This is a genomic window from Dyadobacter sp. NIV53, assembly GCF_019711195.1.
Lineage (GTDB): Bacteria > Bacteroidota > Bacteroidia > Cytophagales > Spirosomataceae > Dyadobacter.
Genome location: NZ_CP081299.1, coordinates 5,858,091 through 5,883,748 on the forward strand (window position 1 = coordinate 5,858,091; position 25,658 = coordinate 5,883,748).

Annotated in this window: 20 protein-coding genes; 17 read left to right on the forward strand and 3 right to left on the reverse strand. The window is 41.0% G+C overall.

The window, feature by feature from the left end; all coding sequences use genetic code 11:
* Window positions 1-68: 68 nt before the first annotated feature.
* The 3 genes from KZC02_RS24220 to KZC02_RS24230 all read right to left on the reverse strand — a co-directional run bounded on the left by KZC02_RS24220 (window position 69) and on the right by KZC02_RS24230 (window position 5,642).
* Window positions 69-299, reverse strand: a complete 231-nt coding sequence (locus KZC02_RS24220; RefSeq protein WP_221391028.1) for a T9SS type A sorting domain-containing protein — start codon at window positions 297-299, stop codon at window positions 69-71.
* Window positions 284-4,375 carry a hypothetical protein gene (locus KZC02_RS24225; protein WP_221391029.1) on the reverse strand — a complete coding sequence of 1,364 codons (4,092 nt, stop codon included), beginning with the start codon at window positions 4,373-4,375 and terminating at the stop codon, window positions 284-286. The genes KZC02_RS24220 and KZC02_RS24225 overlap by 16 nt, the downstream gene beginning before the upstream one ends.
* Before the next feature lie 394 nt (window positions 4,376-4,769).
* A complete protein-coding gene (locus KZC02_RS24230; protein WP_221391030.1) occupies window positions 4,770-5,642 on the reverse strand; it encodes a carboxypeptidase-like regulatory domain-containing protein in 873 nt (290 codons plus the stop codon).
* 915 nt (window positions 5,643-6,557) lie between these two features.
* Here KZC02_RS24230 and KZC02_RS24235 point away from each other — a divergent pair.
* From KZC02_RS24235 to KZC02_RS24305, 17 genes are all read left to right on the forward strand, one after another.
* The gene (locus KZC02_RS24235; RefSeq protein ID WP_221391031.1) at window positions 6,558-6,836 is read left to right on the forward strand and encodes a hypothetical protein; all 279 of its coding nucleotides are present in this window, start codon (window positions 6,558-6,560) and stop codon (window positions 6,834-6,836) included.
* A 93-nt stretch (window positions 6,837-6,929) separates the two neighbouring features.
* Entirely contained in the window at window positions 6,930-7,166 is a 237-nt protein-coding gene (locus KZC02_RS24240; protein WP_221391032.1) for a ribonuclease E inhibitor RraB, read from the forward strand.
* A 298-nt stretch (window positions 7,167-7,464) separates the two neighbouring features.
* Entirely contained in the window at window positions 7,465-7,947 is a 483-nt protein-coding gene (locus KZC02_RS24245) for a hypothetical protein (protein ID WP_221391033.1), read from the forward strand.
* A gap of 289 nt (window positions 7,948-8,236) precedes the next feature.
* Complete coding sequence (locus KZC02_RS24250) at window positions 8,237-8,611, forward strand: hypothetical protein (RefSeq protein ID WP_221391034.1); 375 nt, start codon at window positions 8,237-8,239, stop codon at window positions 8,609-8,611.
* A gap of 904 nt (window positions 8,612-9,515) precedes the next feature.
* The gene (locus tag KZC02_RS24255) at window positions 9,516-12,674 is read left to right on the forward strand and encodes a TonB-dependent receptor (protein WP_221391035.1); all 3,159 of its coding nucleotides are present in this window, start codon (window positions 9,516-9,518) and stop codon (window positions 12,672-12,674) included.
* 10 nt (window positions 12,675-12,684) lie between these two features.
* Window positions 12,685-13,716: a RagB/SusD family nutrient uptake outer membrane protein gene (locus tag KZC02_RS32105; protein WP_229253769.1), complete on the forward strand. Its 1,032-nt coding sequence runs from the start codon at window positions 12,685-12,687 to the stop codon at window positions 13,714-13,716.
* Window positions 13,713-14,471: a RagB/SusD family nutrient uptake outer membrane protein gene (locus KZC02_RS32110; RefSeq protein ID WP_229253770.1), complete on the forward strand. Its 759-nt coding sequence runs from the start codon at window positions 13,713-13,715 to the stop codon at window positions 14,469-14,471. Before KZC02_RS32105 ends, KZC02_RS32110 begins: the two co-directional genes overlap by 4 nt.
* A gap of 15 nt (window positions 14,472-14,486) precedes the next feature.
* Complete coding sequence (locus KZC02_RS24265) at window positions 14,487-15,317, forward strand: hypothetical protein (protein ID WP_229253771.1); 831 nt, start codon at window positions 14,487-14,489, stop codon at window positions 15,315-15,317.
* A gap of 745 nt (window positions 15,318-16,062) precedes the next feature.
* Window positions 16,063-18,579, forward strand: coding sequence for a histidine kinase dimerization/phosphoacceptor domain -containing protein (locus KZC02_RS24270; RefSeq protein WP_221391036.1), 2,517 nt, complete (start codon window positions 16,063-16,065; stop codon window positions 18,577-18,579).
* A gap of 138 nt (window positions 18,580-18,717) precedes the next feature.
* Window positions 18,718-20,694, forward strand: a complete 1,977-nt coding sequence (locus KZC02_RS24275; RefSeq protein WP_221391037.1) for a sigma 54-interacting response regulator — start codon at window positions 18,718-18,720, stop codon at window positions 20,692-20,694.
* A gap of 326 nt (window positions 20,695-21,020) precedes the next feature.
* Window positions 21,021-21,860: an alpha/beta hydrolase gene (locus tag KZC02_RS24280; RefSeq protein ID WP_221391038.1), complete on the forward strand. Its 840-nt coding sequence runs from the start codon at window positions 21,021-21,023 to the stop codon at window positions 21,858-21,860.
* Between the two features lie 157 nt (window positions 21,861-22,017).
* Complete coding sequence (locus KZC02_RS24285; protein ID WP_221391039.1) at window positions 22,018-22,551, forward strand: hypothetical protein; 534 nt, start codon at window positions 22,018-22,020, stop codon at window positions 22,549-22,551.
* 109 nt (window positions 22,552-22,660) lie between these two features.
* A complete protein-coding gene (locus KZC02_RS32615) occupies window positions 22,661-23,314 on the forward strand; it encodes an aldehyde dehydrogenase family protein (protein WP_255637000.1) in 654 nt (217 codons plus the stop codon).
* Complete coding sequence (locus tag KZC02_RS32620) at window positions 23,307-24,020, forward strand: aldehyde dehydrogenase family protein (RefSeq protein WP_255637505.1); 714 nt, start codon at window positions 23,307-23,309, stop codon at window positions 24,018-24,020. The genes KZC02_RS32615 and KZC02_RS32620 overlap by 8 nt, the downstream gene beginning before the upstream one ends.
* A gap of 37 nt (window positions 24,021-24,057) precedes the next feature.
* Complete coding sequence (locus KZC02_RS24295; protein WP_221391040.1) at window positions 24,058-24,270, forward strand: 2TM domain-containing protein; 213 nt, start codon at window positions 24,058-24,060, stop codon at window positions 24,268-24,270.
* A gap of 183 nt (window positions 24,271-24,453) precedes the next feature.
* Window positions 24,454-25,014 carry a cupin domain-containing protein gene (locus KZC02_RS24300; protein WP_221391041.1) on the forward strand — a complete coding sequence of 187 codons (561 nt, stop codon included), beginning with the start codon at window positions 24,454-24,456 and terminating at the stop codon, window positions 25,012-25,014.
* A 15-nt stretch (window positions 25,015-25,029) separates the two neighbouring features.
* Window positions 25,030-25,602 carry a carboxymuconolactone decarboxylase family protein gene (locus KZC02_RS24305; RefSeq protein WP_221391042.1) on the forward strand — a complete coding sequence of 191 codons (573 nt, stop codon included), beginning with the start codon at window positions 25,030-25,032 and terminating at the stop codon, window positions 25,600-25,602.
* Window positions 25,603-25,658: the final 56 nt, after the last annotated feature.

The window sequence follows — 25,658 nt, forward strand, 5'->3', positions numbered from 1 at the left end:
TTTTAAAGCAATTGAATGATAGCAGGTGGAATAATTTCACCAGCTTTTTTCCTTACTGCAAGAGGTTGTTACTGCCTTATGATTTTAAAGCTTTTTTTATAATTGCCGGAATCAATTTGTACAATAAAAATTCCTGACGGAAATGCGCTCAGATCGATTTTTTCCACTGATAACATCATTGATTTATTCAGCCATAATTTCCCGTCCATACTGTATATACTTACTTTTCGCGGGCCTGCTGCCGAAAATTTCAATGTTACAAAATCACTCGTAGGATTAGGCATCAAGGTAATCTGCATTTGATTTGCCGGATCTTCGATACCTGTAACCAATTCGACTCTGACCGTTGAGGGATTACCAATTGTGCCCAATCCACACGCATTTTGTACAGAAAAAGTTTGTAGTAAACAGAAGGGGATGCCTGGTATAATATTAATGTGTCTATGGAAAGCTGGGTATACCTGTTTTGTCGCAACAGGTCGGTTCCATACACATAATTGTATGGGCTGCCGCCTTCGAGTAAAACTGCTGCTTTCGGATTTGCATTTTCTTGATAATTGATTATTTCAGAAGCAAATCTGGCCGAAGCTTTCATTTTGAGATCAAGTGGGTTTTTGAATGTACCGCTAGCTGTTCCCGCATCTGAGGTGATAACTTTCAGGCGGTAACCGCTGCCTCCGGGAGTCGTAGCGGGAATGACTGCAATCAATGGAGAAACATTGCCGCTGGTCGGTATGTTTCGGAAATTCTGACCGGTGCTGTCAGATAACTGGACCGTAAACCTGTTCTCACCAGAAAATTTGCCGGTGGTGGTAAAATACACCTGCAGGGAATCCTGAGTACATAATGCCGCGAGGGAGCGGATTGATTTCCAGTTTGTTACAGTTACAGAATTTTCCATGAACGGGTTTACTTCTACAATTGCCGTTCCAGACACGGTTCCGGTTCCACATTGGTTGTTAACGCTGGTGATCGTGTATTCGGTAGTAACTGCGGGTGATACAGTTATAAATGCTCCTTCGGGATTTGCTTCTGAAAATTGTCCTGAATAGCCGTTGGAAAGCTTGTACGAAATTGGCTGGGCATTTATAAACCCATTATTCTTAACCAACAAGTTGGTCTGCTCACCCTGATTGATTACAGTAGTGCCCAGTAATGTCACGTTTGGCGTGGTCATCAACTGTATGAAATTATCTATTTTCAACCCGTATTTTTTGACAGAAGTTACCAAAGTGTAATTCCCTCCCGGCACAGTTACAGGTATTTCGAGGAGTTTTGCATTTCCGGAAATCCGGGTTGAGTCCAGGCTATATTTCTTCTGCGTCCTGAGGTCTATCAAATCAAAACGGATATAATCGTCGCCAAGATCAAAATCACCATTTAAACTATAATTCAAAAGTACCGTACTACCTGCACACTGAATATAATTGGGAATATCTGCAGTCAGGGTAGGCAGCACTTTTACTGCTGCTGAACCGGTAAAGGTGCCAAATCCACAAGCATTTCTGACTGACTTAATAGCATATTCACCTGATTTAACTGGCGAAACACTGTAATTAACCGGCGATGATTCCCGGTTATATTCATACAGCCCGTCGGCTACTACCCACTGGGGCAATGATCCTGTGAGGTTGATCTGAATATATACGCTTTGACCGGCATTTACGGTAACAGGGCCGGTTGCAGCATAGTCTTTTATCGAAATTGTGGCCGTAGGGGCAACACCGATTTGAGCAGACATTGAATTTGAAATAACGCCTTCATTAGATACAATACGTAAATTGTAATAATTTCCGGCAGGGAAATCAGCAGGAATTGTGCCGGAAATTTCCTTCATGCTTGTCCCTTTACCTATTTCAATATATTCACCACCATCTATTTTTTGAATTTGGAGTGAAAAACTTGCTGCCACAGGCTCGGCGTCCCAAATGCTGAAAGGTATATTAATGGTACTGCCTGCACATATAAACGGATAACCGTACATATATGAAACCCGGATGCGGTATGGCATGACTTCAACCGACATAGGTAAATTAAAATCCTGGATACCACAGACGGAGGTAATTGTTTTGAGCGTATACGTATTTTTGCCGGGAGCAGAATTGAGAGGGAAAGTGGCATAATAGCCATTACCTTGCAACGGTACTGTGTGATCGGTTTTTCCGTCAGAGTAAACCAGGGATGACGGCAGGCTTCCTAAATAATTAATCAGCGCCGTGTTTGGCATTTCCTGATCTTTATCAACCCTGTCTGAGTAGCCCAGGGAAACACTATAAAGTGGATAATTCAGGCTTACGCCAAAGGTTTCACTATAAATGATCGGATTGGTTGAAGCAATCCTGAGTCTGATTTCAGTAGTGCCAGTACTGATTTTGAATGTTCCTTCTTCTGGTATTTTGATCTTTATTTTACCGCTTCCGCTCACTTTCGCGAATGTATTAAATGTGTAGGAGGATAAGCCATCGGTCATTTGTATTTCAAAAACATTGCCTGCCTCAAACTTTCCGGAGACGTTGATATCTATTTCCAGACTATCCGTATGGCAGATCCTATATTTGATTGGGATTGCAGAAATTACCGGCATAGCGGATGCGGGATTTTCAATTTCCAGATTAAGCTCAGGCAGATCTTCATTTAGAAAGCAGGAATTACTGATAGACTTTATACCAAAAGAACCGCTGGCCGGTACGTAAAACTGGGCAATTGCCCAATCCTGATAGATGATATAACGGTCTTTCTGGCCATTTCTAAATGTTACTTCATAAGGTCCGCCTCCGAAGAACCAGAAGTTTGGTTCGGTGTGTACCGGCCCGGGAAAACTTGTTGTATTTTCTTTAAACCATTCTATTGTTGGTTTGGACTGAATAGTAATGCCATCAATCCGGAAAGACTGTAATTCAGGATTTACAGATGACAACATGAAGCTGAAAGTCTTATATCTCGTATTTTTCAGCACAGGATCATTTAGAAAAGCAGGTATCTTAAATTCTGCAAATTCACCATCTCTTTTGACAGGAACTGATACCGATTTCCCATTAAACCCAATTTCCATTGTATAAACAGCAGAAGCAGGAACTGTAACATTGGAAAGAAAATGAAGACGTACAGTTTCACCCTCGCAATAATTTTTATCCTTATCGACCTGATCAAGATAAAAACCGGGCTTTACCGTTACACGCATCACTTTTGCCGGAAGCTGGGCTTGCTGACAGCCTGATTCAATTGATTTTACCGCATAGTCGGTGGTTTTAGACGGTGTGCGATAAAGCTCATGATCGTGGTAAGTGGATTCTACGTCGATCCGGTTAATTTCCGTTCCGTCAGTCAGATTGATGTTATAAGGGCTTGGGCCACTGTAACGAACATTAATCCGAACATAATTACCCATTTCTACTTCCACACTTTCGGAAATAACTTCTGCTGAGGGTTTAGGAGAAATGAGCACATTCATATCGCCATAATTTCCAACGATTCCCGGGTTATTTACCAATACATTAACATAGAAGTTGGTTGATCGCGTGATATTCAGATTATCAGGTATAGTTACATACAAAGCTCCATTCCGTAACGTTGCAGCCATTTCATATTTTAGAGCTTTGGGCATCTCGTCGGGAATTAGTGCTTCCAGAAGACGAATCCTGTATTTTGCGGATTGAGGAATCGCGCCATCAGTTGAAAAGTTGACTTTGAGCTCTGAACCGGGGCATAGAACCAGTGGAGTTAATTGGGTAGTACGGACAGATACCTGATTAACAACCGCTTTGGCCTGGCCGCTGACAGTCATCGCACCGCAAACATTCTCTGCATGCGCAATGGAGTAGGTGCCGGAGCCTGCCGGATAAAACTGATACTGCAAATTAAAGGAAGGTGAATCCGCTCTTCCGAAAAAGTCAAAACGGGTGCTATCCCGAAGTGTGACAAAACCGCGAGAATCACTTTCACCTGAGAATAATATTTTCAGTGGCTCGTATTTGTTCAAAGTGTCAGAAAGGAAATTGGAAAGAGATATATTCCCTTTGGAATGAACGCTGAAAGAGTAGGTCGAATATTCAGATGCTGCTACCGGCGCGGTCGACAAAATTCGCAGCTGTAAATTAGAGAATGTCAAAAGCTTAGTATCAGTAAACATCACTTCTATATTGCCATTATTAAGTGTGGCAGGAAACTCTCCGATTTCGGGTTCATACTGATTTTCTCTTAACTGGACTTTGAAAAAATTACCCGCTTCAAATTTTCCTGTAATCGTTACAGGGATTTTATAAACAGTATTGAGGCAGGCAGGATTTAGTACGTCAATTGTAATAACTGGATTTTGGGCAAAAATGGAATCAGCACTGTATAGCAATACAAATAGCGAAAAATAGAATTTAAGCATAAAAAACAATGAGGGGAATAATTAATATGCAAGGTAACTTTAAATTTATTCACAGCCATGCAGTAGAATGTCTATAAATAATGATTATTCTCAACTGCTGTCTCTAAAATCAGGCAGCCCATCGAATCCTTTTTTAATTGGTTACAAGGAAAAACAAAAAGAAAAATTGCATCCAAAGTCAGATATAAAGCCGGTCTTATCTTTCATGTTTACGGCAGAATAGCGGCAGCACTTATTACCTGGATTATTTTTAACCCCATTATTCGCATAACAATACTTTGACCTATTAATTAAAAAAGTACGCAGACCCAATTTAGTAGATGTACTAACAAATCATTTTACACAGCACAACTATAAAATAAAAACGATGCGAATTTGAGACAGATTTTGAAGGTTATTTGGGAATGTCCGAATTTCCAGGTTTGTACGTTTCAAAATATATTGTTGGTGTAAACTTTGACTTAGTTGCTAAAAAAGGTTCTTCAGGAGTTTCTCTAACATAAATGTACCCTTCTTCCCGGGACAAGGAAATAGTCAGCAGGTAACTTTCGTTTCTTGATTCCTTTTTCACCCAGGAGTCAACCCATTCAACAGCGGCAACAATATTTTGATGGATTACAAGATTATAAGGCGTCAGATCTACACTGACCCACTTTTGATCCTTATAAGCATTGAAGAAAATATTTTCATCAATCAATTCTGCATTTAGATTGCCTGAATAATTGGTTTGCAATGGCAGAATATGCAATCTGAAACGCACACTGTCAAATTCACACGCATTAAGACGCATCTTAAATTTGGAAAGTTTTAAAGGAGTGTCGGTGGTCTGGATTGCAACACCCCGTAAGCGTCCTTTTGAGCTGATGTAGTCGCCCCAACCAGTATATTGAGCACTAGCTTTCTTGTTACCGATAATGATAGTCGCTCTTTTCCCTCGGGCTGCTACTTCACGAAGTTGAAGAGCACCAGGTACCAGCTCAATATGATACGCAGATTGTGAAATATCACGTTTCACAAATGTTTTAGATTCATATCCAAGATAACTTACTATAATCGTATCAGAAGGAGCTGCATTGGTGATGTTAACGAGGAAATGACCTTTTGAATCAGCTATTCCTCCAATACTTTTCCCCTTGACCCCGATACTGGCATACGGTAAAGGAGTATTGTTCTGACTATCAGTTATAGTGCCCGTAAAGGACTGCCCAAAAACGGTAACAGGCAGACCAATTAGAAGATATAGTAATTTCGTTTTGTATTTTGGCATACCTCCAAAGGTCTGAATGTATCTTTCAAAGGTAATACCAATGAAATTTTACCTGACAATATTCCAATGATCAACAGTCCGAAGATTTTTTAATTACAGCAAGTTCCTGAATTTCGCGCGCTATCCGAAATTTAATTCAGCATCCGGATTGATTACGTTTCGCCATCCGTTGATCGATAAATTCTGGTTGGTGTGCCATGTGGCTCTTCGAACTTTTGTATCTAACTGATTCATTTCTAGCTAGCCGACACGGCCGTGCTTCACGTCATCACATTCCCAGTATAATTTATTTTGAAAAGGATCACGTTGTTTGACTAACAGATTAGTAAAAAGTTTTTGATACACTTCCTTCGTGATGCTTTGCATTCGAATCAAGTTTATAGGCGCAAAAAGCCCTTTTTTTGTATTACCATTTATCGAATTTTCGTCACTCTTTATACAAAAACTTTTTAGCCGGGAACTAAATAGAATTGGTGCCTTTTAGGTAGATATTTTCATCACCTTATTCTAAAAACGATTGATAGAAATACGAATAAATGTTCAAATTGTGATTTGAAAATATTTCTTAACCAAATTAAAGAAGTTTTAATAAAATGGAATACGGATACGACAAGGAAGCCGACGGGCTTTATATTTGGTTTGTGAAAGATATTGAAGAGAGCAAAGTAGTCAATTTCCGCGAAATCTGGCCACTTGAATTTTAAAATGAAATTGGCTTAATATTTGCTAAGGAAGGAAAAATGATGGGATTGGAAATACAACCGGCCTACAAGTATTTTGATTCGAAAAAATTAAGTAGCTTGTGAAAAATGGGAGTTTAAACTGTACTGTGATAGAAAATGATTCCAGCAGAATTAATGTCACATTAAAGACTACCTCTCTCTTTTTGTCTCAAAAAACGATATTATCTAATAATTGAAAATAGTAACAGAGATTTGGATATTTCATGGCGAGGGAGGTCGCTTTTCTAGCGGGGCTTTCAGCTCCAAGCTTAAAGCGGAAGAATGGATTAAAATTAATAAACTTTCTGGGGTTCTTACTTCATACCCTATGGATACGAGCATATACGATTGGTCTATTAAAAATAAATACTTCCTACCAACAAAAGCTGAACATTACTCCTCTAATTTTATTCAGCGCTTTACGTCAGCAACACAGGAACATTATCATTATGCTTATGGCCAACTAGATTAAGTTTTTTCCGTTTTTAATTTCATTATTAGCCTCAAAAAACGATTATTTGAATATGGAAAGTAGTTTAGAAAATCTGGAAGTGCTGTTTAAAAAATGAATAATGATAATTTTGATACTGCATCGATCTTGAAATGGGGCTTTTATTTTTATAGTCAAAGTCAGGAATCCTTACAAAAAGTTTGGCATGGGCTTATGGATCACGATTACAACTTAGAAGAGCTAGTGGACTCAGAAGGTGAATGGAAGTTGATGGTTACTAAACTCGATACTCTAACGCCTCTCAAATTACATAAGCGGAATATTGCTTTTAACGAGTTGGCAGAATTCTGAGGAGCAGATCTGTATAATGGATGGGACGTAGAAAGGATATGATTTGGAAGCCAGTCTCAAAAAACGATAATCATTCATTTGCAATTAAGAAAAGAGATTGAAGAAAAAATAGGCATTCGCTTTCTTCAATGGCTAATTTAAATAAATGGTAAAATTTTTGATTGCCCACAATGCTTCATTACGTTTTCTACGGTTCATTTCTTGTACCTTGAAGTATATTTTCCGTATTATTTCATTGTTTAATAGTTACTTATAGAACAATAGGCTATTTGTTTAAGCATATAAATTTTCAAAAAAAGTGAGAAAAATATTAATTTGTATGCTTGTTGCTTTAAGTTCTGGATGTACCAAGAAAAATAATATTTGTTTTAATAAATCAGTTTCTACCGATTTGTTTCAATACCAATCCGTTTTTGACACCCGATTGGCTATAGCCTCCCTGTGGGAAAGAAAGGTACTTATCCAAAAGCATAGTGAAATATGTTCAGACACTATATTTTTAATTGAAAGGATTGATGAACCAAGCTTGCAGGCACAAAATACCATTTGGACATCTAAAAGAGATATGGTACTGGATTACAGTAGGGAAGGGGCATTAAAAAACACAATGTATAAATATTCAGACTGGAGTGATCCATTGAAAAATGTCACTGAAAGATTTGATACTTTATCTATTAGAAAAGTATTATTGCTTGGGGGATATCGTACATTTATAACGCAAATTATTCCAGATAAAGGAATAAATACATTCTGTTTTTCAGATGATGGGAGTGTACGATGAACTCGGTAAGAATTTGTTCCGCTGATTCAGTGCCAAGGTAGAACCTCACAATTCAACAGTCTCAAAAAAAAGGATAGTGCTTTTGCAGTAGTAATTTATTATGCAAAAGGATTCTTTGGTGTAAACAAATTGCCATATGTCTGCTAATTGAAACTAGAGGAAATTTGCGGAATGGTCAAGTATTGTAATGCTATCGTTTTGGGTATGTAACATAGCGAAGGAACGCATAGCAATAGGAATAACACAACTTCTTGAGACGAATAATACCAAATATCCAAAACGCTATACAATGTCAAATAACAAGCCGAAAATGGCTACATGGGAGAAGATAATTATGTGGCTTGTTATAATTGTGGTTTTCACGTTTATATTTTTCCTGCGCCGGTCTGAGGATTCTTCACTTGATGAATGTAGTAGAATTGCAGTTGCTGAACCCATTGAAATTAATGGCAGCTTCACAAGGGGGTTTACGTTGTCTTACCATTACCAGTTTCAGGGAGACCATTATACAAGCAGCAATAGTTTAGATATAATTGACTTCGTTCGATTTGGGAAGGAGCATTTTTTAACAAAACGCTATTATATTAAACTTCAGTGCCAAAATCCACGCCTGACAAGAGTCCTCTGGACTAGGCAGGTACCTGCCGGTGCAGCTGAGGATTAGAAACAAAATGTGAAAAGTGAATGAACTTTTACAAGACCGAGAACTTTAACAAAGTGCTTTTTGGGCCATGTTCTTGGTTTCGAATTAAAAACGGAATAAGATGTACATTAGCAATTATCATAAAAACGATGATATTAAAAACCAAATTACTACTGCCTGTTCTTATTACTATGAATTTATTCAGGTTAAGATATGGCGACTGTTTATAAAGCGTAAATACATTTAACCCACGGCCAATCTTGTCATTACCTTTTTTAAGGTTAATAGTAACATCTTCAGCATCTTGTTCTTTCCAGGAGGGTGCAAACGAAATTATAATCGAAATCATGTATGGTAAAATCAGGTCTGAATAGTTTTCAGTTTTTCTATTCGGCTGGAAATTTCCGGTAATATATGATATGTTTTTATGTAACCGTAAGTGTCATAATAGCCTACAAAGTGCCTAATTATGTCCAAATGACACTTTTGGAAAATTTCGATAAAAATTTGTATTAATATGTGGTTAAAATTCTAAAATTTATTATTAACTCTGCATTAAAATTAGCTGTAATCAGATACCGGTTCTAATTTATACCTAACTAGATGAAAAAAAATTGTACTCCTAATGATGTTATTCAACATCAGTTATTCCCCAGTCATCAACTTAACTTACCTTTTATTATCATGGAAACACTGCTTTAAAGCAGCGCACTTCTATGTATTTTAAAAATCATCGGAACTGCTGTATAGTATGTATTCCAATGTGTTGGTCTATTTCTGTATCATAAACCTTTGCCTATGACTAAATAAAAAACCTAACTACTCTAAAATAACTTATGAGGCAACGACCATTTTTGGTAGGGAAGATTTCTTGTGCCCAGCAATTAAAATGACGGTATTTTGAATCACTTATTAACTGAAATTTATGACCCAAATTATTTCCTTAAAAAGTCTGTGCCCGCCGGCAGGTGTGTGCCTGGCTATATTGACTATCGCTGTATGCCAATCTTTGCCGCTTCTGGCAACTGGTGTGCCCGGCGTTAAAACGACCCTTTTACAAGCTGATATCATTGTGAAGGGAAAAGTGTCCGAGGAAAACGGAACCCCGCTGCCCGGTGTGAGTATACTGGTAAAAGGGACAAACTCAGGAACTACAACGGATGCTGCCGGAGCGTATACCATCACAGTTCCAAATGCTGAAGCTATCCTCGTATATAGCTACGTTGGTTTTCTTAAGCAGGAAGTGACAGTCGGCGTGAGGAATTCAATTGATGTGACACTGATGGGGGATTCACAAGCCCTTAGTGAGGTGATTGTAGTAGGATATGGAGAACAGAAGAAAGAGACATTGACCGGAGCTGTAACAACGGTGAAAGGATCTGACATCGTAAAATCACCGGCAGTCAACGTAAGTAACAGTCTTGCAGGACGTTTGCCAGGGGTAACCCTGGTTGCACGAAGCGGTGAGCCAGGACAGGACGGATCTACCATCCGTATCCGTGGGATGAATACATTGGGTAACAACGACGCCCTTGTAGTAGTGGATGGTATTCCAGGTCGTTCACTTGATCGTATTGATCCTAACAGTATCGAAACAATTTCGGTTTTAAAAGATGCTTCTGCTGCGATTTATGGAGCTCAGGCAGCAAACGGCGTTATTCTTATTACCACCAAACGTGGTAAAACAGGAAAACCTACGATTACCTTTAATGCCAATCAGGGTTTCAGTCAGCCTACCATTCTGCCTAAAATGACGAACTCGTCAGAATATGCACAGGCGTTGAATGAGGTGGATCTGTATAGAAATCGTCCGCCTCGTTACACTGCTGACGACATCGCCAAGTTTGCAGACGGTTCGGATTTGTGGAAATACCCGAATACTGACTGGTTCGATGAAATCTACAAAAACTGGTCAGGCCAGCATTTTTACAATACTACTGTATCAGGTGGCGGTGAGGCTGTGCGCTATTTCGTTTCGCTGGGTACAAAAACCCAGGATGGATATTACAAGAATAGTGCGACCAAATACACCCAGCATGATTTCAGAACAAACCTCGATGCAACTATTACCAAGAATATAAGCCTGCGCTTTGATGTTTCTGGCCGTATGGAAGATAAAAACTATCCTACGCGTACAGCCGGAGACATATTATGGATGGTGATGAGAGGCAAGCCGAATATGCCTGCCTACTGGCCGAACGGTGCAACTGGCCCTGATATCGAGTATGGTAATAACCCTGTTGTAGTGAGTACCAACCAAACCGGATACGACCGCGACAAGTGGTATGTTTTGAATAGTACGCTGCAATTGAATGTTAAAATTCCCTGGGTACCAGGGCTTTCGTTCACCGGTAATGCCGGTATTGACAAAGGATTTAACTTCCGGAAGCGTTTCCAGACTCCGTGGTATCTTAATTCCTGGGATGGAACCAGCCGTGATGCCAATGGAGAGCCTATACTGGTGCGTGGAAAGAAAGGAGTGGGGGATCCCAACCTGACGCAATACACGGAAGACAAGCAGGATATTTTGCTGAACGGTTATCTTAATTACGACAGGACAATTGGAACTAACCATATCGTGAAGCTTTTGGTTGGTAGTGAAAGAAGAACCGGTAATGGTGACAGATTCAATGCGTTCCGCCGTTATTTTGTATCGACTTCCCTGGATCAGTTAAATGCAGGTGGGGATGCCGAAAAGGACAATGCAGGAACCGCATACCAAAGTGCAAGACTTAACTATTTCGGACGCGTTAACTATAGCTTCAAAGAAAAGTACCTGATGGAGTTTGTATGGCGGGTAGATGGGTCCTACATTTTCCCGGAAGCCAAACGTTTCGGATTTTTCCCGGGCGTGTCCGCAGGATGGCGCATTTCGGAAGAGAACTTCTGGAAAAACAATGTAAGTTTTGTTAATCAGTTCAAACTTCGCGCTTCGTGGGGGCAAACAGGTAATGACCGTATCGAAGAGTGGCAGTATCTTGGAACCTACGGCTTCCAGAACCAGAACATGGTGTTCGGAACCAATACGGAAAGTAAAACATTGGGAGAAACCCGTATTCCAAATCCTAACGTAACATGGGAAGTAGCCAGCCAGGGAGATATCGGTTTTGATGCAAGCTTACTGAATGATCGTATCAATGTTACTTTTGACGTATTTGATTATCGTCGCTCGGGATTACTCTGGAAAAGAAACGCATCGGTTCCTACTTCTACCGGTTTGACCCTTCCCAGCGAGAACATCGGTAAGACATCAAACAAAGGTTTTGACTTCAATGTTTCATACCGTGGCGATGTAAAGGATCTGAAATACACGTTCTTTGTCAACGGAGGTTACGCGATCAATAAGGTGAACTTTATTGATGAAACGCCAGGTCGCCCTGAATACCAACAAGTTACTGGCCATTCGCTGCCGACCAAGCCAAGTGATCCAAACGTACCTTTCGATCCGGACCGTGACCTGTACTATCAGGCAATCGGTATCTTCAAAGACCAGGCTGCTGTTGATGCATATCCGCATTGGGGAGGTGCCCGTCCGGGTGACGTCATTTTCGAAGATGTGAACAATGATCAAAAAATCGATGCAAATGACCGTGTCCGTAACTACAAAACAGATGTGCCCCGCTTCCAGGGTGGTGTTGGTGCTAACCTGAGCTACAAAGGTTTTGACCTTTCAATTCTGTTCCAGGCAGCTACTGGTGCGCTTCGTTATCTGTCACTGGAAAGTGGTGATTTCGGAAACTACTGGAAAGAAGATTTCGATGGCCGCTGGACTCCTGACAACATCAATGCTACTAAGCCGCGTGCAAGTAACAGAAGTGATGAATACTGGAGGTCACAAAGAAATACGCACCTGCTTTACAACACCAATTACGTAAGGCTGAAAAACCTCGAATTCGGTTACACCGTACCAACCGGACTTACCAGCCGTCTTGGTTTACAGAACGTCCGTTTCTATGTGAATGGAAATAACCTGGCTACCTACTGCCCTGGTCTGAAAGGATTCGACCCTGAGGATAACAACACAGGTGGTATTAATTACCCACTTTCCAGAGTTGTAAATGGCGGTTTATCACTGACTTTTTAATTGATTACATATGAAAAAGATTGTAGCTTTTTTAACAGTTGCGCTGAGCCTTGGCAATTTGACTTCCTGTAATCAGGATTTTCTTGACAAGCAGCCGCAGGACCAGTTTTCGGAAACTGCAGTATGGAACGATGCAGCGCTGATCCAGACTTTTATCAATAATACCTATCGTGGTCTTGGCCACGGTTTCAACAACGTGATGTTCTCTACTTACAGCGATGAATCCATGGCTGTATGGGGGCCTGTTGTAAACGTGACCAAGGGCCTGATCAATGCCAGTGATATCAACGACTGGGCTTATGACCGCGCTTCCTATTTTGTTTGGGATAATGTTTACAAAAATATACGGGCGACAAACCTGTTCTTCAGTAAGATTGAGGAAGCAACAACTCTGGACGCTGCTACAAAGGACATGTACAAGGGCGAGGAGCATTTTGTCCGGGCATATCTCTATCACAATCTGGTATCAGTTTATGGTGGTGTACCGCTGGTAACGGAGGCGTATGGCCTTGGGGAAGAGTACTCAATGGCGCGTAATTCCTATGAAGAGTGTATCAAGTTTATTGCTGATGAATGCGATAAAGCCGCTGCATTGCTTCCTGTAACACAGTCTGCTGCCAATACCGGACGCGCCACTAAGGGTGCTGCGATGGCACTTAAAGCACGTACGCTTTTGTATGCAGCCAGTGATTTGTATGCCAATCCAACCTGGTCAGCGGGATATGCCAATCCAGAGTTGATCGGTTATAAAGGTGGTGATCGTGCTGCAAGATGGAAAGCTGCCAAAGATGCTGCGAAGGCGGTTATTGATATGAACGTTTACAGCCTGAACGCACCTAATCCGGTTACACTGGCTGATGCCTCTAAAAGCAGAGCTGATATGTTTGTATCGAAACAATCACCGGAGGATATCCATGTACGCTTTTTCCTGGCAAAACTGGATAACGATGGAGCATGGCCGGGACGTTCCAATGGCCCTAATGGTTATCACAACTGGGGGGGAATACACCGCTTGGCCAGCTGGCGGATGATTATGAAATGAAGGACGGTACTAAATTTTCGTGGTCGAACCCGGCGCATGCCGCAGACCCGTACACTGGCCGCGATTCACGTTTCTATTCTGATATTTTATTTGAAGGAGCACCATGGAGACCACGTCCGGCTGATGTGATTGACAAAGATCCCAAAGGTATAATTCAAACAGGTTATTGGGAAAAATGGAACGCTGCTACATCAAAAGTAGAAGTTGTGGCGGGACTTGATACCAGAAAAGGACCCATTGAAGACTGGAACGGGACTTATTCAGGATATTATCTGAAAAAGTTTATGGATCCGGCAGTGGATGCTCAGTTTTTCAGATCTGAGGTGCCCTGGAGATTTATCAGATATACAGAGATTTTGCTCAACTATGCAGAAGCTTGTATCAATCTGGGTGAAGAAGCAGAGGCAAAGAAATATCTTAACATGATCCGTAAACGTGCAGCAATGCCTGATATTACTGAAACCGGCGCTGCACTGGTAAAACGTTATCAGAATGAGCGTCGCATTGAAATGGCTTATGAAGAGCAGCGCTTTTTCGACGTTCGCCGCTGGATGATTGCTCCACAGGTTTATTCTAACGCACGTGGTGTTGAGCCGACCTATAAGTTAAATCCGGACAAGACCACTGCGGCGAAACCTACTTATAAGATCATTGAAGTTCAGGAACGTAAATGGGTGGATAGAAATTACTTCCTGCCTGTTAAGCTGGATGAAATGAATAAGAACAACAAGCTTATTCAGAATCCGGGATATTAATTGAAGTGCATAAAAATGAATGCCGGTCTGAGTGACCGGCATTCATTTTTACAACAGATTATAGATCGTCCTATGTTACCAGCTAAATATTCCGCCCGCAAGAAATTTCATGTACTGCAATGTAAAATGCACACGCTGGATGCGGGTCAGGAAAATCTTGCACATTACCGGCTTATTTTCATCCTGTTTGGCGAAGGAAAATTTATCCTGAACAGCGAAATATACACCTATGCATGTGAGGGTGTGATTTTTCTGGACCCAGGCCAGCAGGTTAAATTTCAGGATGACAGGGGTACAGAAGTATTGATGATCGCCTTTGACACGCATCTGGCCGAAGATTTTCAACAAAAAAAGGCGTTCAGCCCCGATTTTGCGGACACCTATAAGTTGTTTGAAAATCTTTGCAAGGACATTAGGCTGGCACAAGGCAGGCCGCTGAATAATGTTCGTGATGCACAGACGATCAGTTATATGACCAAACAGATTTCATTTGAACTGGCTGAGCAGCCTTCCTCTTTTCCTAAATTCATTAAAAGTACCATCGACCTGATTGTGACGATTTTGGCGCGAAATAATTTTGAAGGGGCAAAGGCCAACGCACAATTTTTACAGCCAAATTTGACCGAATCAATGGTCAGATATCTAGAAACACAGCTGCAACAAAACAAAAATATCCGAATAAGCGAGCTGCTGATAAATTTCAATATTTCCGAAGAAGCTGCCAATCTGTGCATGCTTAATCACACCGGGCTGTCGCTCCGGAACTTTATTTTCAAATACAAAGCCGATCTGTTCAAAAGCAGAATGCTAAAAATAGACATTTCAGAGCTTTCGGATCGAAAGTGAACTATTACCACAACCTATTGGCATTGTTTGATTCACGGCATTTCTCAGCTGTATCGTAAAACATTGTGGTGATTCAGGTTTCGTACTTCCTCAACTTTTAGGCCTGTCTCAAAATATCCTTGATTCTCCGAAGGGTATCAAAATCTTTATTTATTGACCAACCAGCCGTGTGTGGTTTCCTGGTGATAACTAAAATGAAGTACTCCCCTAAACCGGACAGTGGAATTAATGAAAATCAAAAATTCCATCCATCGAAAATAATTGAAACCGCTCGTTGCGGGAATGAAGGCCGTATTGCTCCGGGAACCTACAAAAATTATCTTGAATCAGTCAAATACTTATCACCACCCCGGTAAATGAAATATTGTAAGGACATATAAAAGATAGCCACTTATACGAATAGATCCTGGAAAGCCATTACTGTACAGCTCTTTACGCTGTTGCCTGAATCTAGCTGGCTTTTCGTACTTACATCCTTAAAGGAATTTATATAACTGTTGTTAGGTAACCGCTATTGATCCATAAAATCCGGAGGTATTATGGTAAAGATTAATATAGAATATTTATTTTTATTATTTTGTTGATTCATAGCCAATTATATCATTTTAACGAGCGATATGGAGTGGTTTTAGTGTAATTTAGCAGATCTTAAGAAAGCACAGAGAAAGTCTTTGGAAAGGAAGTTCCTGCCAGGTATGCCAGGGGATTAAGTATATAATGGTAATGGAACTGAGCCAAATCTAAGATGCAGTACAATAAAATAAGGATCAATAGTTTACCTGCCATCATTATTATTTTGTTGGTTACTCCACTATTTTCTTTCTCTCAAAAGATGTGGGCCGATCAATCGGAATTATTATTACAACTTAGAAAGAGCAAAGCAGATACAAATCGCGTGCACATTTTACTAAAGCTGGGCCAATATTATATGCTCAGGGAGTATTACCTATATAAAACAGGTAACCCCAGGACACAGCTCGACAGCGCTTCCTTGTTCGCAGAGCAGGCCCTTCACTTTAGTCAGGCATTAAAATATGAAAATGGAAAAAATGAGGCAATTTTATTAAAAGGAGATGTCCTGATCAGGAAACATGAAATACGGTCTGCTCTTAATCTGTTAGGCACAATGCACGATTCGACGCGTTTTCGTTTACTGATCATATTGAGCAGGCATTATCTGTTTCATACCGACAGGTCCAAAACAGATTTGGACAGCTCTCTGTTTTTTCTAGAGCAGGCAAATAAAATACAGCCTGCTCAGTTATCAGCAAAATGGCAACCGGAACGTATACACGTTAAAGCAATGTATGGCTTCATAGCCGAAGGTTTGCAGCAAAGTAAAAAGCTATACCTGGAAATGATAGATGAAATAAGTGCTCCTGGTAATGAAGAAATGGAAGCACTTTTGTGGCACGAACTTTCAACACTAATCCCATTACGTGAGAAAACGGGAATAACCAGGTTGTATTGTTTAGAAAAAATGCATTCGCTATACAAAAAAAGCGGAAATCAGGAGAGAGAAGCATGGGCTTTAAAAACTATTGCAGACATACATTTGGTGCATGGTAAGCTGGATCTTGCTGAATCAGAATTATTGGATGCACTTGATCTTTATAAAGCGATCGGCTATCAGGATCTGCACTATATTTATGACCTGCTGGCAGTTACCTACCGCAACAAAGGTGATTTTAGTAAGTGTATTTTTTATGGGTTAAAGGCAATAGAAAGCACGGAAGCTACAAATGATTCTACTTCGGCTACTACTTTTTACCGCCGCCTTGCAATTATGTACCGGGAATTAGGGCAGCCGGACAAAAGTGTGGAGTGGTATTCGAAAATGCTCAACAACCGGATATTTCAGGATGGCGACAACGTTTATAAATTCAGGGATGCGGGTTTTTTTGCAAGGGAACTCATAAAAATAAAAAGAGAGAAGGAAGCACTGGCCTATATTCTTGATATTAATGCTAAAAATAAACCGATCGGCATATACGCAGAAGCATCTCTTGTTGGTTCTTTGGCTTACTGTTACCGGGCTATGAAGCAGGAGCGGCAGGCGGAAAAATATTACCTTGAATTGATAAAGCTGGCCGGACAGCTGCAAAAAGACAGTGAAATAACCACTGAAGTCTATTACGAGATCGGGCAGTATTTCATCGATAAGCTTCAATACGGGAAAGCGCTGGCCTATCTGCAAAAAGCACTGAACGCTTCTGAAAATACCAATTCAATTTCTTTAACCAAAGATATTCACCTGATGCTTTACAGGGCGGATTCTGGGTTGAAGAACTGGCCATCCGCTACAAAACATTTACTAATGCACAAACTGTTAAGCGATTCTATCTTCAATGAAACCAAAAACTGGCAGATACAAGAATTACAGGTTCAATTCGAAACTGCTAAAAAACAAAAGGATATTGAATTGCTTAACAGCCAGAACCAGTTGCAGCGCATCAGGGTTGAGGAAGTTAACAGAACAAAAAATATTACCCTGGCTGCTGTTGTTCTCTTACTAATTATTATCGGGCTATTGCTGAACCGTTACCTTATAAAACAAAGAAGTAACCGAAAACTAGAGGCTAACCAGAAGGAGCTTGACCAAAAAAATATCTTTTTAGAAACGCTGAATGCAGAGCAGGATATATTGCTCAAAGAAAAAGAATGGTTGATCAAAGAAGTGCATCATCGGGTCAAGAATAACCTTCAGATGGTAACCAGCCTGCTTTATTCCCAATCCCTCTATCTTCAGGACGATGCGGCGGTCCTGGCAATAAAGGATAGCCTGCGGAGAATGCAGACGATGTCGCTGATCCATCAGAAGCTTTACCAGGATGACAATATTTCAAAAATTTCCATGCCTGGATATATCAATGACCTGATGGGTTACCTGCATGAGAGCTTTGATACAGACAACCGTATCACTTTTGAACAAACTATTGAGGACCTGGATCTTGATGTATCGCAGGCAATTCCGCTGGGATTGATCATTACCGAAAGTATTGTCAATGCCATTAAGTATGCGTTTTTGAATGGGGAGAGAGGGGTTGTGGACATAAATTTGCAGCGTGACGGGCCTGATCATCTATTGCTCAAAATATCGGACAATGGTATCGGCTTGCCGGCAGAGCTCGACATCATGCAGCAAAACTCCATGGGGCTCGTTCTGATGCAGGGGCTTACCAGGCAATTAAAAGGGAGTTTTACTATTGAAAGTAATCAGGGCGTACATATAGTTGTCAGGTTTATCAGTTTAAATAAATGACTAATGTTAAGTTAAGGATAACTTTGCCGCTGGTATGGTATCCAATATTAGATTTGATCCTGAATTAAATCGTAAGACAGTTTTGCAGTCGGTTGGGCCGCAATCGTTCAAAATTTCATTCCTTAAAATCTCTATAAAATGCGTAACAAAATACTGATTGTAGAGGATGAATTTGTTGTAGCCAATGCGCTTCGTTTGGCAGTACAGCAGGCTGGTTATAGGGTGACTGATATTGTGGCTTCGGCGGGGGAAGCCGATGAGAGTCTGGAAAAACAAAAACCAGATATTGTACTGCTGGATATTCGTTTAAACGGAAAAAGATCGGGTATCGACTTTGCAAGGAAACTGAGGGCTGAAAATATTGCTTTTATTTATTTATCTGCGAACTCAAGCCAAAAAATTCTCGAAGAAGCCAAGACAACCGAACCGTATGGATTTCTTGTCAAACCATTCAGGGAAAAGGATTTGCTCGTTACGCTGGATATTGCCTGGTACCGTCACACACACAGCCTTGAGACAAAATTACGGCAGGAAGAACTTTTGCAAAAACAGTTAGAAGAAATAAACACAGAAACGTCTGATGCTGAACAAAAGTTACTGAGGATTGGCCGTTTGATCCAGCCTTACATACCATTTGATCTTATTATTTCAGGATCCCGGCCGCGTGATGCTGCTCAATTTAATGATATTGGTTATTTACGCATCGGGTTTGATGAATACCAGTTTATTGGTGGAAAGGAATTGACGACCATTGCAGGTTTAAAACAAAATGCGCTTTCCGAAGTAGTTGAAATAAATAGTGGAAATACTGATGCGGCCATTTATCATGATGAAATCCCAAAACAAAATCCGGGCGTCCTTTCACTTCAAAAAATATTGTTTGATTCTTTTCAATTACAGTCATACCTGGTATTTCCTGTTGTTCTAAGCAATGGCTTGTCGGTTCAATATTCTTTTTACAGCCGTCAGCGTGATATTTATTCCAAAAATCATATTGCGTTACTGAACCGTTTGAAAACGTATCTGGGCGACGTAGCAGAAACGAAGATTGGGTACAATGTGTCGCCGGCTTTATCAGAAGGCGAGCCGGATTTTGACAATAAAAACAAAAGTGGAAAGGTGAATTATCCGGGATTCCAAAGCATTATAGGAAACCATCCTCTTTTGCTGGCTGCCCTGGATCTTACGACGCAGGTAGCACCTTATAACACTTCGGTTTTAATACTCGGTGAAAGTGGCACCGGAAAAGAGAAAGTTGCTCAATCCATTCACTCGCTTTCACCCAGGAAAAACGGCCCGTTCATCAGGGTGAATTGTGCTGCAATTCCGGCCACATTAATAGAATCTGAGTTATTCGGTCACGAAAAGGGCGCATTTACGGGTGCCATTGAAAAAAGAAAGGGAAAATTTGAGCAGGCTGATAACGGGACCATTTTTTTGGATGAGATAGGAGAGTTGCCACTCGAATTGCAGGTCAAACTGTTACGTGTTTTGCAGGAAAAGGAAATTGAAATTGTTGGCAGCAGTTCTCACAGGAAAGTGAATGTACGCATTGTGGCCGCCACAAACCGAAACCTGGAACAGGAAGTAGCGAAGGGAACATTCAGGCTGGATCTCTATTATCGCCTCAACGTTTTTCCCATTACATTGCCGCCTTTGCGGGACAGAAAAAGTGATATTGAAGCTCTGACCTTGTTCTTTGCAAGTAAATATTGCAATGAGTTCAACAAAACGTTTATCGGTATTGCAACATCCATGATGGAAGAAATGCATGCTTATGACTGGCCGGGAAATATTCGTGAACTCGAGAATGTTCTGGAGCAGTCTGTTATTCTTAACGATGGGAAATCCAGATTGGAATTAAAGCGAAGCCTTATCCCGGCGGCAGAATTATCCGGTAAAGTAAATATTGAAACGCTCGAAGATGTGAAGCAGGTTCAGCGGGAAACGGAAAGAGAATATATCATTTCCATTCTTAAAAAAGTGAATGGCCGTATTCGTGGTGTAGATGGCGCTGCGGAACTACTGAATATCAAACCAACCACCCTGGAATCAAAAATGGCTAAGTTGGGAATCAAAAAAGAATATTTTATCAATTCGACGGGAAACTCTTAGACTTACATTCAGTTCGTTTTTAAATCAAATTAATATCCACAATATCGGGTTCGCTTGCCGCAGGACCGGTTGATTAGCCGTGCCAAGGATAGCTATTACCCGGCTCCGATATTTACGGAGTTCGTAGCAGCTAACTCCGATATTTTTGGAGTGATTCACTGGTTTTTCCTGTTGCTACTAATCCATAATTTTTATTAATTGATTGATATTCAGTATTTTAAAAAATTAATTTTTCCAAATTTTAATTTTGTAGCTGTATGGCATGTGTTTGGTTACAATATCTTTAAACAGGGATAGGATACATTAAACTATGAAAAATGTCTTTCATGGAGCCAAAGGAAAAATATACGACATCAATTTTCAGGAACAATAATGAGCAGAATGTTTTTTATAGGAAATGGATGACCAACAGCAAACCAAAAGGTATTGTGCTAATCGTTCACGGACTAAATTCCCATGGCGGATATTATCAAAACTTTGCCATACAACTCAACGAAAACGACTATGAAGTTTATGCATTTGACCTTCGTGGCCGCGGACAGTCGGATGGTGAACGGTACTACATTTCGGACTATAATGATATTATTTCAGACATAGATCTGTTAATGAATATTGCAAAATCCCCATATCCGACTGTGCCTGTGTTTTTATTTGGCCATAGTGCCGGTGGCGTATTTGCATCAGTTTACACAGTGAAGTATCAGTCTAAACTGAAAGGGCTGATTTCTGAAAGTTTTGCGTTTCAACTTCCTGCGCCTGATTTTGCCCTGGCCAGTATAAAGTTCCTTAGTTTTATCATTCCACATACGCGGCTGGTCAGGTTGAAGAATGAGGATTTTTCCAGAGACAAAACTATTGTGGAAAAGATAAACAATGACCCCTTGCTTGCAAAAGAAAAGCAGCCGGCCAAAACAATGCAGCAGCTATTACTTGCCGCTGAATATTTGAAAACGGAAATGCCTGAAATTAAACTTCCACTTCTTATACTTCATGGTACCGGAGATAGGGCTGCCAAACCCAGCGGAAGCGAATACTTTATGGAACATGCATCTTCGGAGGATAAGCAACTGAAATTATATGAAGGGCACTATCATGATCTGCTAAACGACAAATACAATGGGATCGTAATCAGGGACATTCTGCGCTGGCTAAACGAAAGGGTATGAAATGAGAGTAATTTTCGTCATCAGAATAAGAATTCGTGGGAATTAACACACGATCATCTTTATGAGGTAAGCATTTAAAATCAATCAGGAATTGGAGGAAGTTATTAATTCTTTGAAATAACGGGCTTAACCTTTATACTTCCAGAATAGCGCAGCCATGAAAGCAATGTTAAAAAATCAAATGTCGCCTGATACAAAATACGGTGTGAGATATGTAGAAAGTTTTTCAATTAGCCTTCCGGCTGAACAGATTGATCTGTACAAATGGATTGTGGAAATGACGGAGCCGGATTACAAATCATACTCGACTGCCCACGTTGCAATGAACAGTTATTTTGAAAACGGGGTGCTTTTCATGACTAATGTTGAGAACATTGGCACGGACATGGTTGTGCAGCATTATGAACTAAAAAATCATTCCGCGCAACATGTTCAGCTTTATTCGGCTAAGTCAGAAGCTTTTATCATGAGATGGTTTCGTGTTATTGTCGGAGTACCATGGGAAATGCAGATCATACCAAAATCCAGCGACACTTGCGAACTCATATGTCTTGTTGGTGCAGATTATCCAAATTTATTCATAAAGACAGCGGCCTGGCTTAATGGCTTGGGCGGCACTTTTCTCAGTAAGCATTTGTCGAAAGAAGGCAAAGCATTTGCAAATGATATTGAACGGAAATTCAGACGATGATGATTTTTAGCATTCGGCAATCCGGCCCGAATTGGTCAAAAAAGGTGGCTTGGCCCCGTCGACGGCCGATGTCAAACAAATTAGTGAAACCCACCAACAACATAATGCAATGAAAGCAATAATTGATCAGCAAAGGCAATACTTTAACAGTAACCAGACCAAGCCGGTAGAATTTAGAAAAGAGCAGCTGAGAAAATTAAGATCTGCTTTGAAAAGTTATGAACAGGAATTGACAGATGCTGTATACAAGGATTTCGGTAAAGGAAGCTTTAATACATTTCTTACAGAATTCACGGGCTTGTATTCCGAATTGGATAATGCCATCAGGAATGTAAAAAATTGGGCTAAGACTAAACGGCTGTCTACCAATATACTCAATTCGCCGGGTGGAAGCTATCAGATACCCGAACCACTTGGAGTATGCCTGGTAATTGGTGCATGGAATTATCCTATTAATCTTGCCTTGGCACCCGCCATAAGTGCAATAGCGGCAGGTAATACAGTTGTACTCAAACCCAGTGAGCTTACTGTACATACTAGTTCAGTAATGGCCAGGATGATCGGCGAAAATTTCGACCCGCAGTTTCTTACAGTTGTGCAGGGAGGCATCGCTGAGACTACCGAACTTCTCGAACAAAAATTTGATAAAATATTCTTCACCGGCAGTGTTCCCGTTGGAAGGATTGTGTATCAGGCGGCTGTAAAAAAATCTGACTCCGGTAACCCTGGAACTGGGTGGGAAAAGTCCATTAATAATAGCTGAGGACGCTAATCTGAAAATTGTGATAAAGAGGCTTGTCTGGGGGAAATTTGTTAATGCGGGACAAACCTGCGTTGTTCCGGATTATGTGTATGTGCACAGGAATATTGAAAAACTGTTTCTTGAAATGCTTAAAGAGGAAATTGAACAAGCTCAGTTTTCTATACAAAATGACAACTACGCCCGGATCATCAGCGACAAAAATCTGGACCGGATTGTAGCGTTGATTGATCCTGAAAAAGTAGTGATCGGCGGAAAATATAATCGTGCGGAACGGACTCTTGAACCCACCGTAATGAGCAACGTATCTGTTGAAGACCGGATCATGGAGGATGAAATATTTGGTCCTGTTTTACCCGTACTTTCTTACGAGGATATCAATGATGTGATATCGTACATCAAGTCCAGGCCAAAGCCACTTTCATTATACCTGTTCACTGAAAGCAGCCAACTTCGCAGGCAGGTGCTTGAAGAAGTATCGTTTGGAGGTGGTGGGATAAATGAGGTTCTGATGCATTTCTCAAACGATAATCTTCCATTTGGCGGGGTAGGGAACAGTGGAATGGGGAGTTATCATGGTGAAGCAGGCTTCCGAAGTTTTACTCATTATAAAAGCATATTGCAAAAGAACACTTTGTTTGAACTTCCCCTGAAATACTATCCATACAAACCATGGAAGCTCTCAATAATCAGAAAGCTGGTTGGCTGATAGAAGTTACAAAACAACATTATGCAAAACTACGATTATGAAACATCAAACTAACTGGGAAACACCCGCGCCCATCAACCCGAGAAAGGGTTTCAGAATTCACCTGCTTGTTTTTCTGCTCGTCACTCCGGCTATCTGGATCGTATGGTATCTGACTGACAGAACTTACCCATGGCCATTATGGTCGACGCTCGCCTGGGGAGTAGGTATACTGTTCCATTACCTGGGAGTATATGTTTTTAAGAAATAGGCTTTCGGCTTTCGGCTTTCGGCTGTCGGCTATCGGCTTTCAGCTGTCGGCTATCGGCTGTCAGCCGCCAGTTATGAACCATAAGCTATTTGCCTTCGAAAGCCGAACGCCGAAAGCCGATTGCCGAACGCCGACTGCCGAAAGCCGACTGCCAAACTAAATCGCTTAGATAAACTACCAAATATGAATAAGCAAAAAACATTCAGACGCATTGTGACAGGTCATGATGCGGATGGGAAAGCTATAATATTGTCTGACACTTCCCCGGAGCGAACCTATATGATCGGCGGGCCAGACGGTGCAAAGTTCCATGAAGTATGGAGCACCCTGCAGTCACCTGCACTGATCGATAGCAATTCTGGTCAGCCGGAGGAAGCCGGTTTGGTTTTAGCGCCACCCAAAGGAGGTACGCGTATAAGGGTCATCGATTTTCCACCAGAGGGCGAAAATATCCGGAATCTTACCAAAGAAGAAGCCGCCGGGCACTTCGAATCTATGGGAGGCGCGAACGCTTCAAACGCAAGCCAGCAGCATCCACTGATGCACCGGACACAAACAGTCGACTATGGAATTGTGCTCGAAGGGGCATTAACCTTAATCCTTGACCGGGTTGAAACAACAATTACCGCTGGTGATATTATCATTCAGCGCGGTACAAACCATGCCTGGGCAAACCGTTCGGGTGAGTACTGCCGCGTGGCTTTTATTCTGATTGACGGCCAGTTTACAAATGAATTGCTTTAAAATTTTAGACCTGAAATGATGCGTATAAAACCTTTACCTCCCGATACACTCAGTCCTGAACTTCGCCACGTCCACGATGAGATAGCAAATCTTGTCGGCAGAAGCCAGAGTCAGGTTGTGATGATGAATTCCGATGGAGCATTATTAGGTCCATTTGCGCCAATGTTACATTTTCCCCAGTTTGGTGTACCTGCTTTAAGTTTTCTCCGGACTCTGGACATGCATGCGACGCTGGACAAAAAAGTGCGTGAAGTTGCGATCCTGACTGTTGGTGGTGCTTTCGGCTCGCGTTTCGAGCTTTATGCACATGAGATCATGGCAGAAGCAGTTGGCCTTTCACCTAATATTATTGCTTCACTTGCAGCCGGTAGCCGGCCTTATGGTTTAAACGAACAGGAAGCCATTGCGCATGACATTGCTTATTCTTTGGTTACGGGCCATATCATTCCCACTTCCACTTATAACCAAGCGGTTGGGCTGCTTGGACAGGATGGGGTAGGAGAACTCATATTTCTTATCAGTGGCTACTGTCTGATCGCGATGGTTTTGAATGGGTTTGATATGCCGGCTCCGGAGAAAAACGGGTAATGTGAAAATCTTTTTGTCAACCGTGCTATACATTCTCATCTAACATCACATTTAAA

Bases quoted from the DNA above. Each gene is read 5' to 3' on its own strand.
- KZC02_RS24220 (WP_221391028.1), bottom strand. From the start codon at position 299: ATGCAGATTACCTTGATGCCTAATCCTACGAGTGATTTTGTAACATTG.
- KZC02_RS24225 (WP_221391029.1), bottom strand. From the start codon at position 4,375: ATGCTTAAATTCTATTTTTCGCTATTTGTATTGCTATACAGTGCTGAT.
- KZC02_RS24230 (WP_221391030.1), bottom strand. From the start codon at position 5,642: ATGCCAAAATACAAAACGAAATTACTATATCTTCTAATTGGTCTGCCT.
- KZC02_RS24240 (WP_221391032.1), top strand. From the start codon at position 6,930: ATGAATAATGATAATTTTGATACTGCATCGATCTTGAAATGGGGCTTT.
- KZC02_RS24250 (WP_221391034.1), top strand. From the start codon at position 8,237: ATGTCAAATAACAAGCCGAAAATGGCTACATGGGAGAAGATAATTATG.
- KZC02_RS24255 (WP_221391035.1), top strand. From the start codon at position 9,516: ATGACCCAAATTATTTCCTTAAAAAGTCTGTGCCCGCCGGCAGGTGTG.
- KZC02_RS32105 (WP_229253769.1), top strand. From the start codon at position 12,685: ATGAAAAAGATTGTAGCTTTTTTAACAGTTGCGCTGAGCCTTGGCAAT.
- KZC02_RS32110 (WP_229253770.1), top strand. From the start codon at position 13,713: ATGAAGGACGGTACTAAATTTTCGTGGTCGAACCCGGCGCATGCCGCA.
- KZC02_RS24265 (WP_229253771.1), top strand. From the start codon at position 14,487: ATGAATGCCGGTCTGAGTGACCGGCATTCATTTTTACAACAGATTATA.
- KZC02_RS24270 (WP_221391036.1), top strand. From the start codon at position 16,063: ATGCAGTACAATAAAATAAGGATCAATAGTTTACCTGCCATCATTATT.
- KZC02_RS24275 (WP_221391037.1), top strand. From the start codon at position 18,718: ATGCGTAACAAAATACTGATTGTAGAGGATGAATTTGTTGTAGCCAAT.
- KZC02_RS24280 (WP_221391038.1), top strand. From the start codon at position 21,021: ATGGAGCCAAAGGAAAAATATACGACATCAATTTTCAGGAACAATAAT.
- KZC02_RS24285 (WP_221391039.1), top strand. From the start codon at position 22,018: ATGAAAGCAATGTTAAAAAATCAAATGTCGCCTGATACAAAATACGGT.
- KZC02_RS32615 (WP_255637000.1), top strand. From the start codon at position 22,661: ATGAAAGCAATAATTGATCAGCAAAGGCAATACTTTAACAGTAACCAG.
- KZC02_RS24295 (WP_221391040.1), top strand. From the start codon at position 24,058: ATGAAACATCAAACTAACTGGGAAACACCCGCGCCCATCAACCCGAGA.
- KZC02_RS24300 (WP_221391041.1), top strand. From the start codon at position 24,454: ATGAATAAGCAAAAAACATTCAGACGCATTGTGACAGGTCATGATGCG.
- KZC02_RS24305 (WP_221391042.1), top strand. From the start codon at position 25,030: ATGATGCGTATAAAACCTTTACCTCCCGATACACTCAGTCCTGAACTT.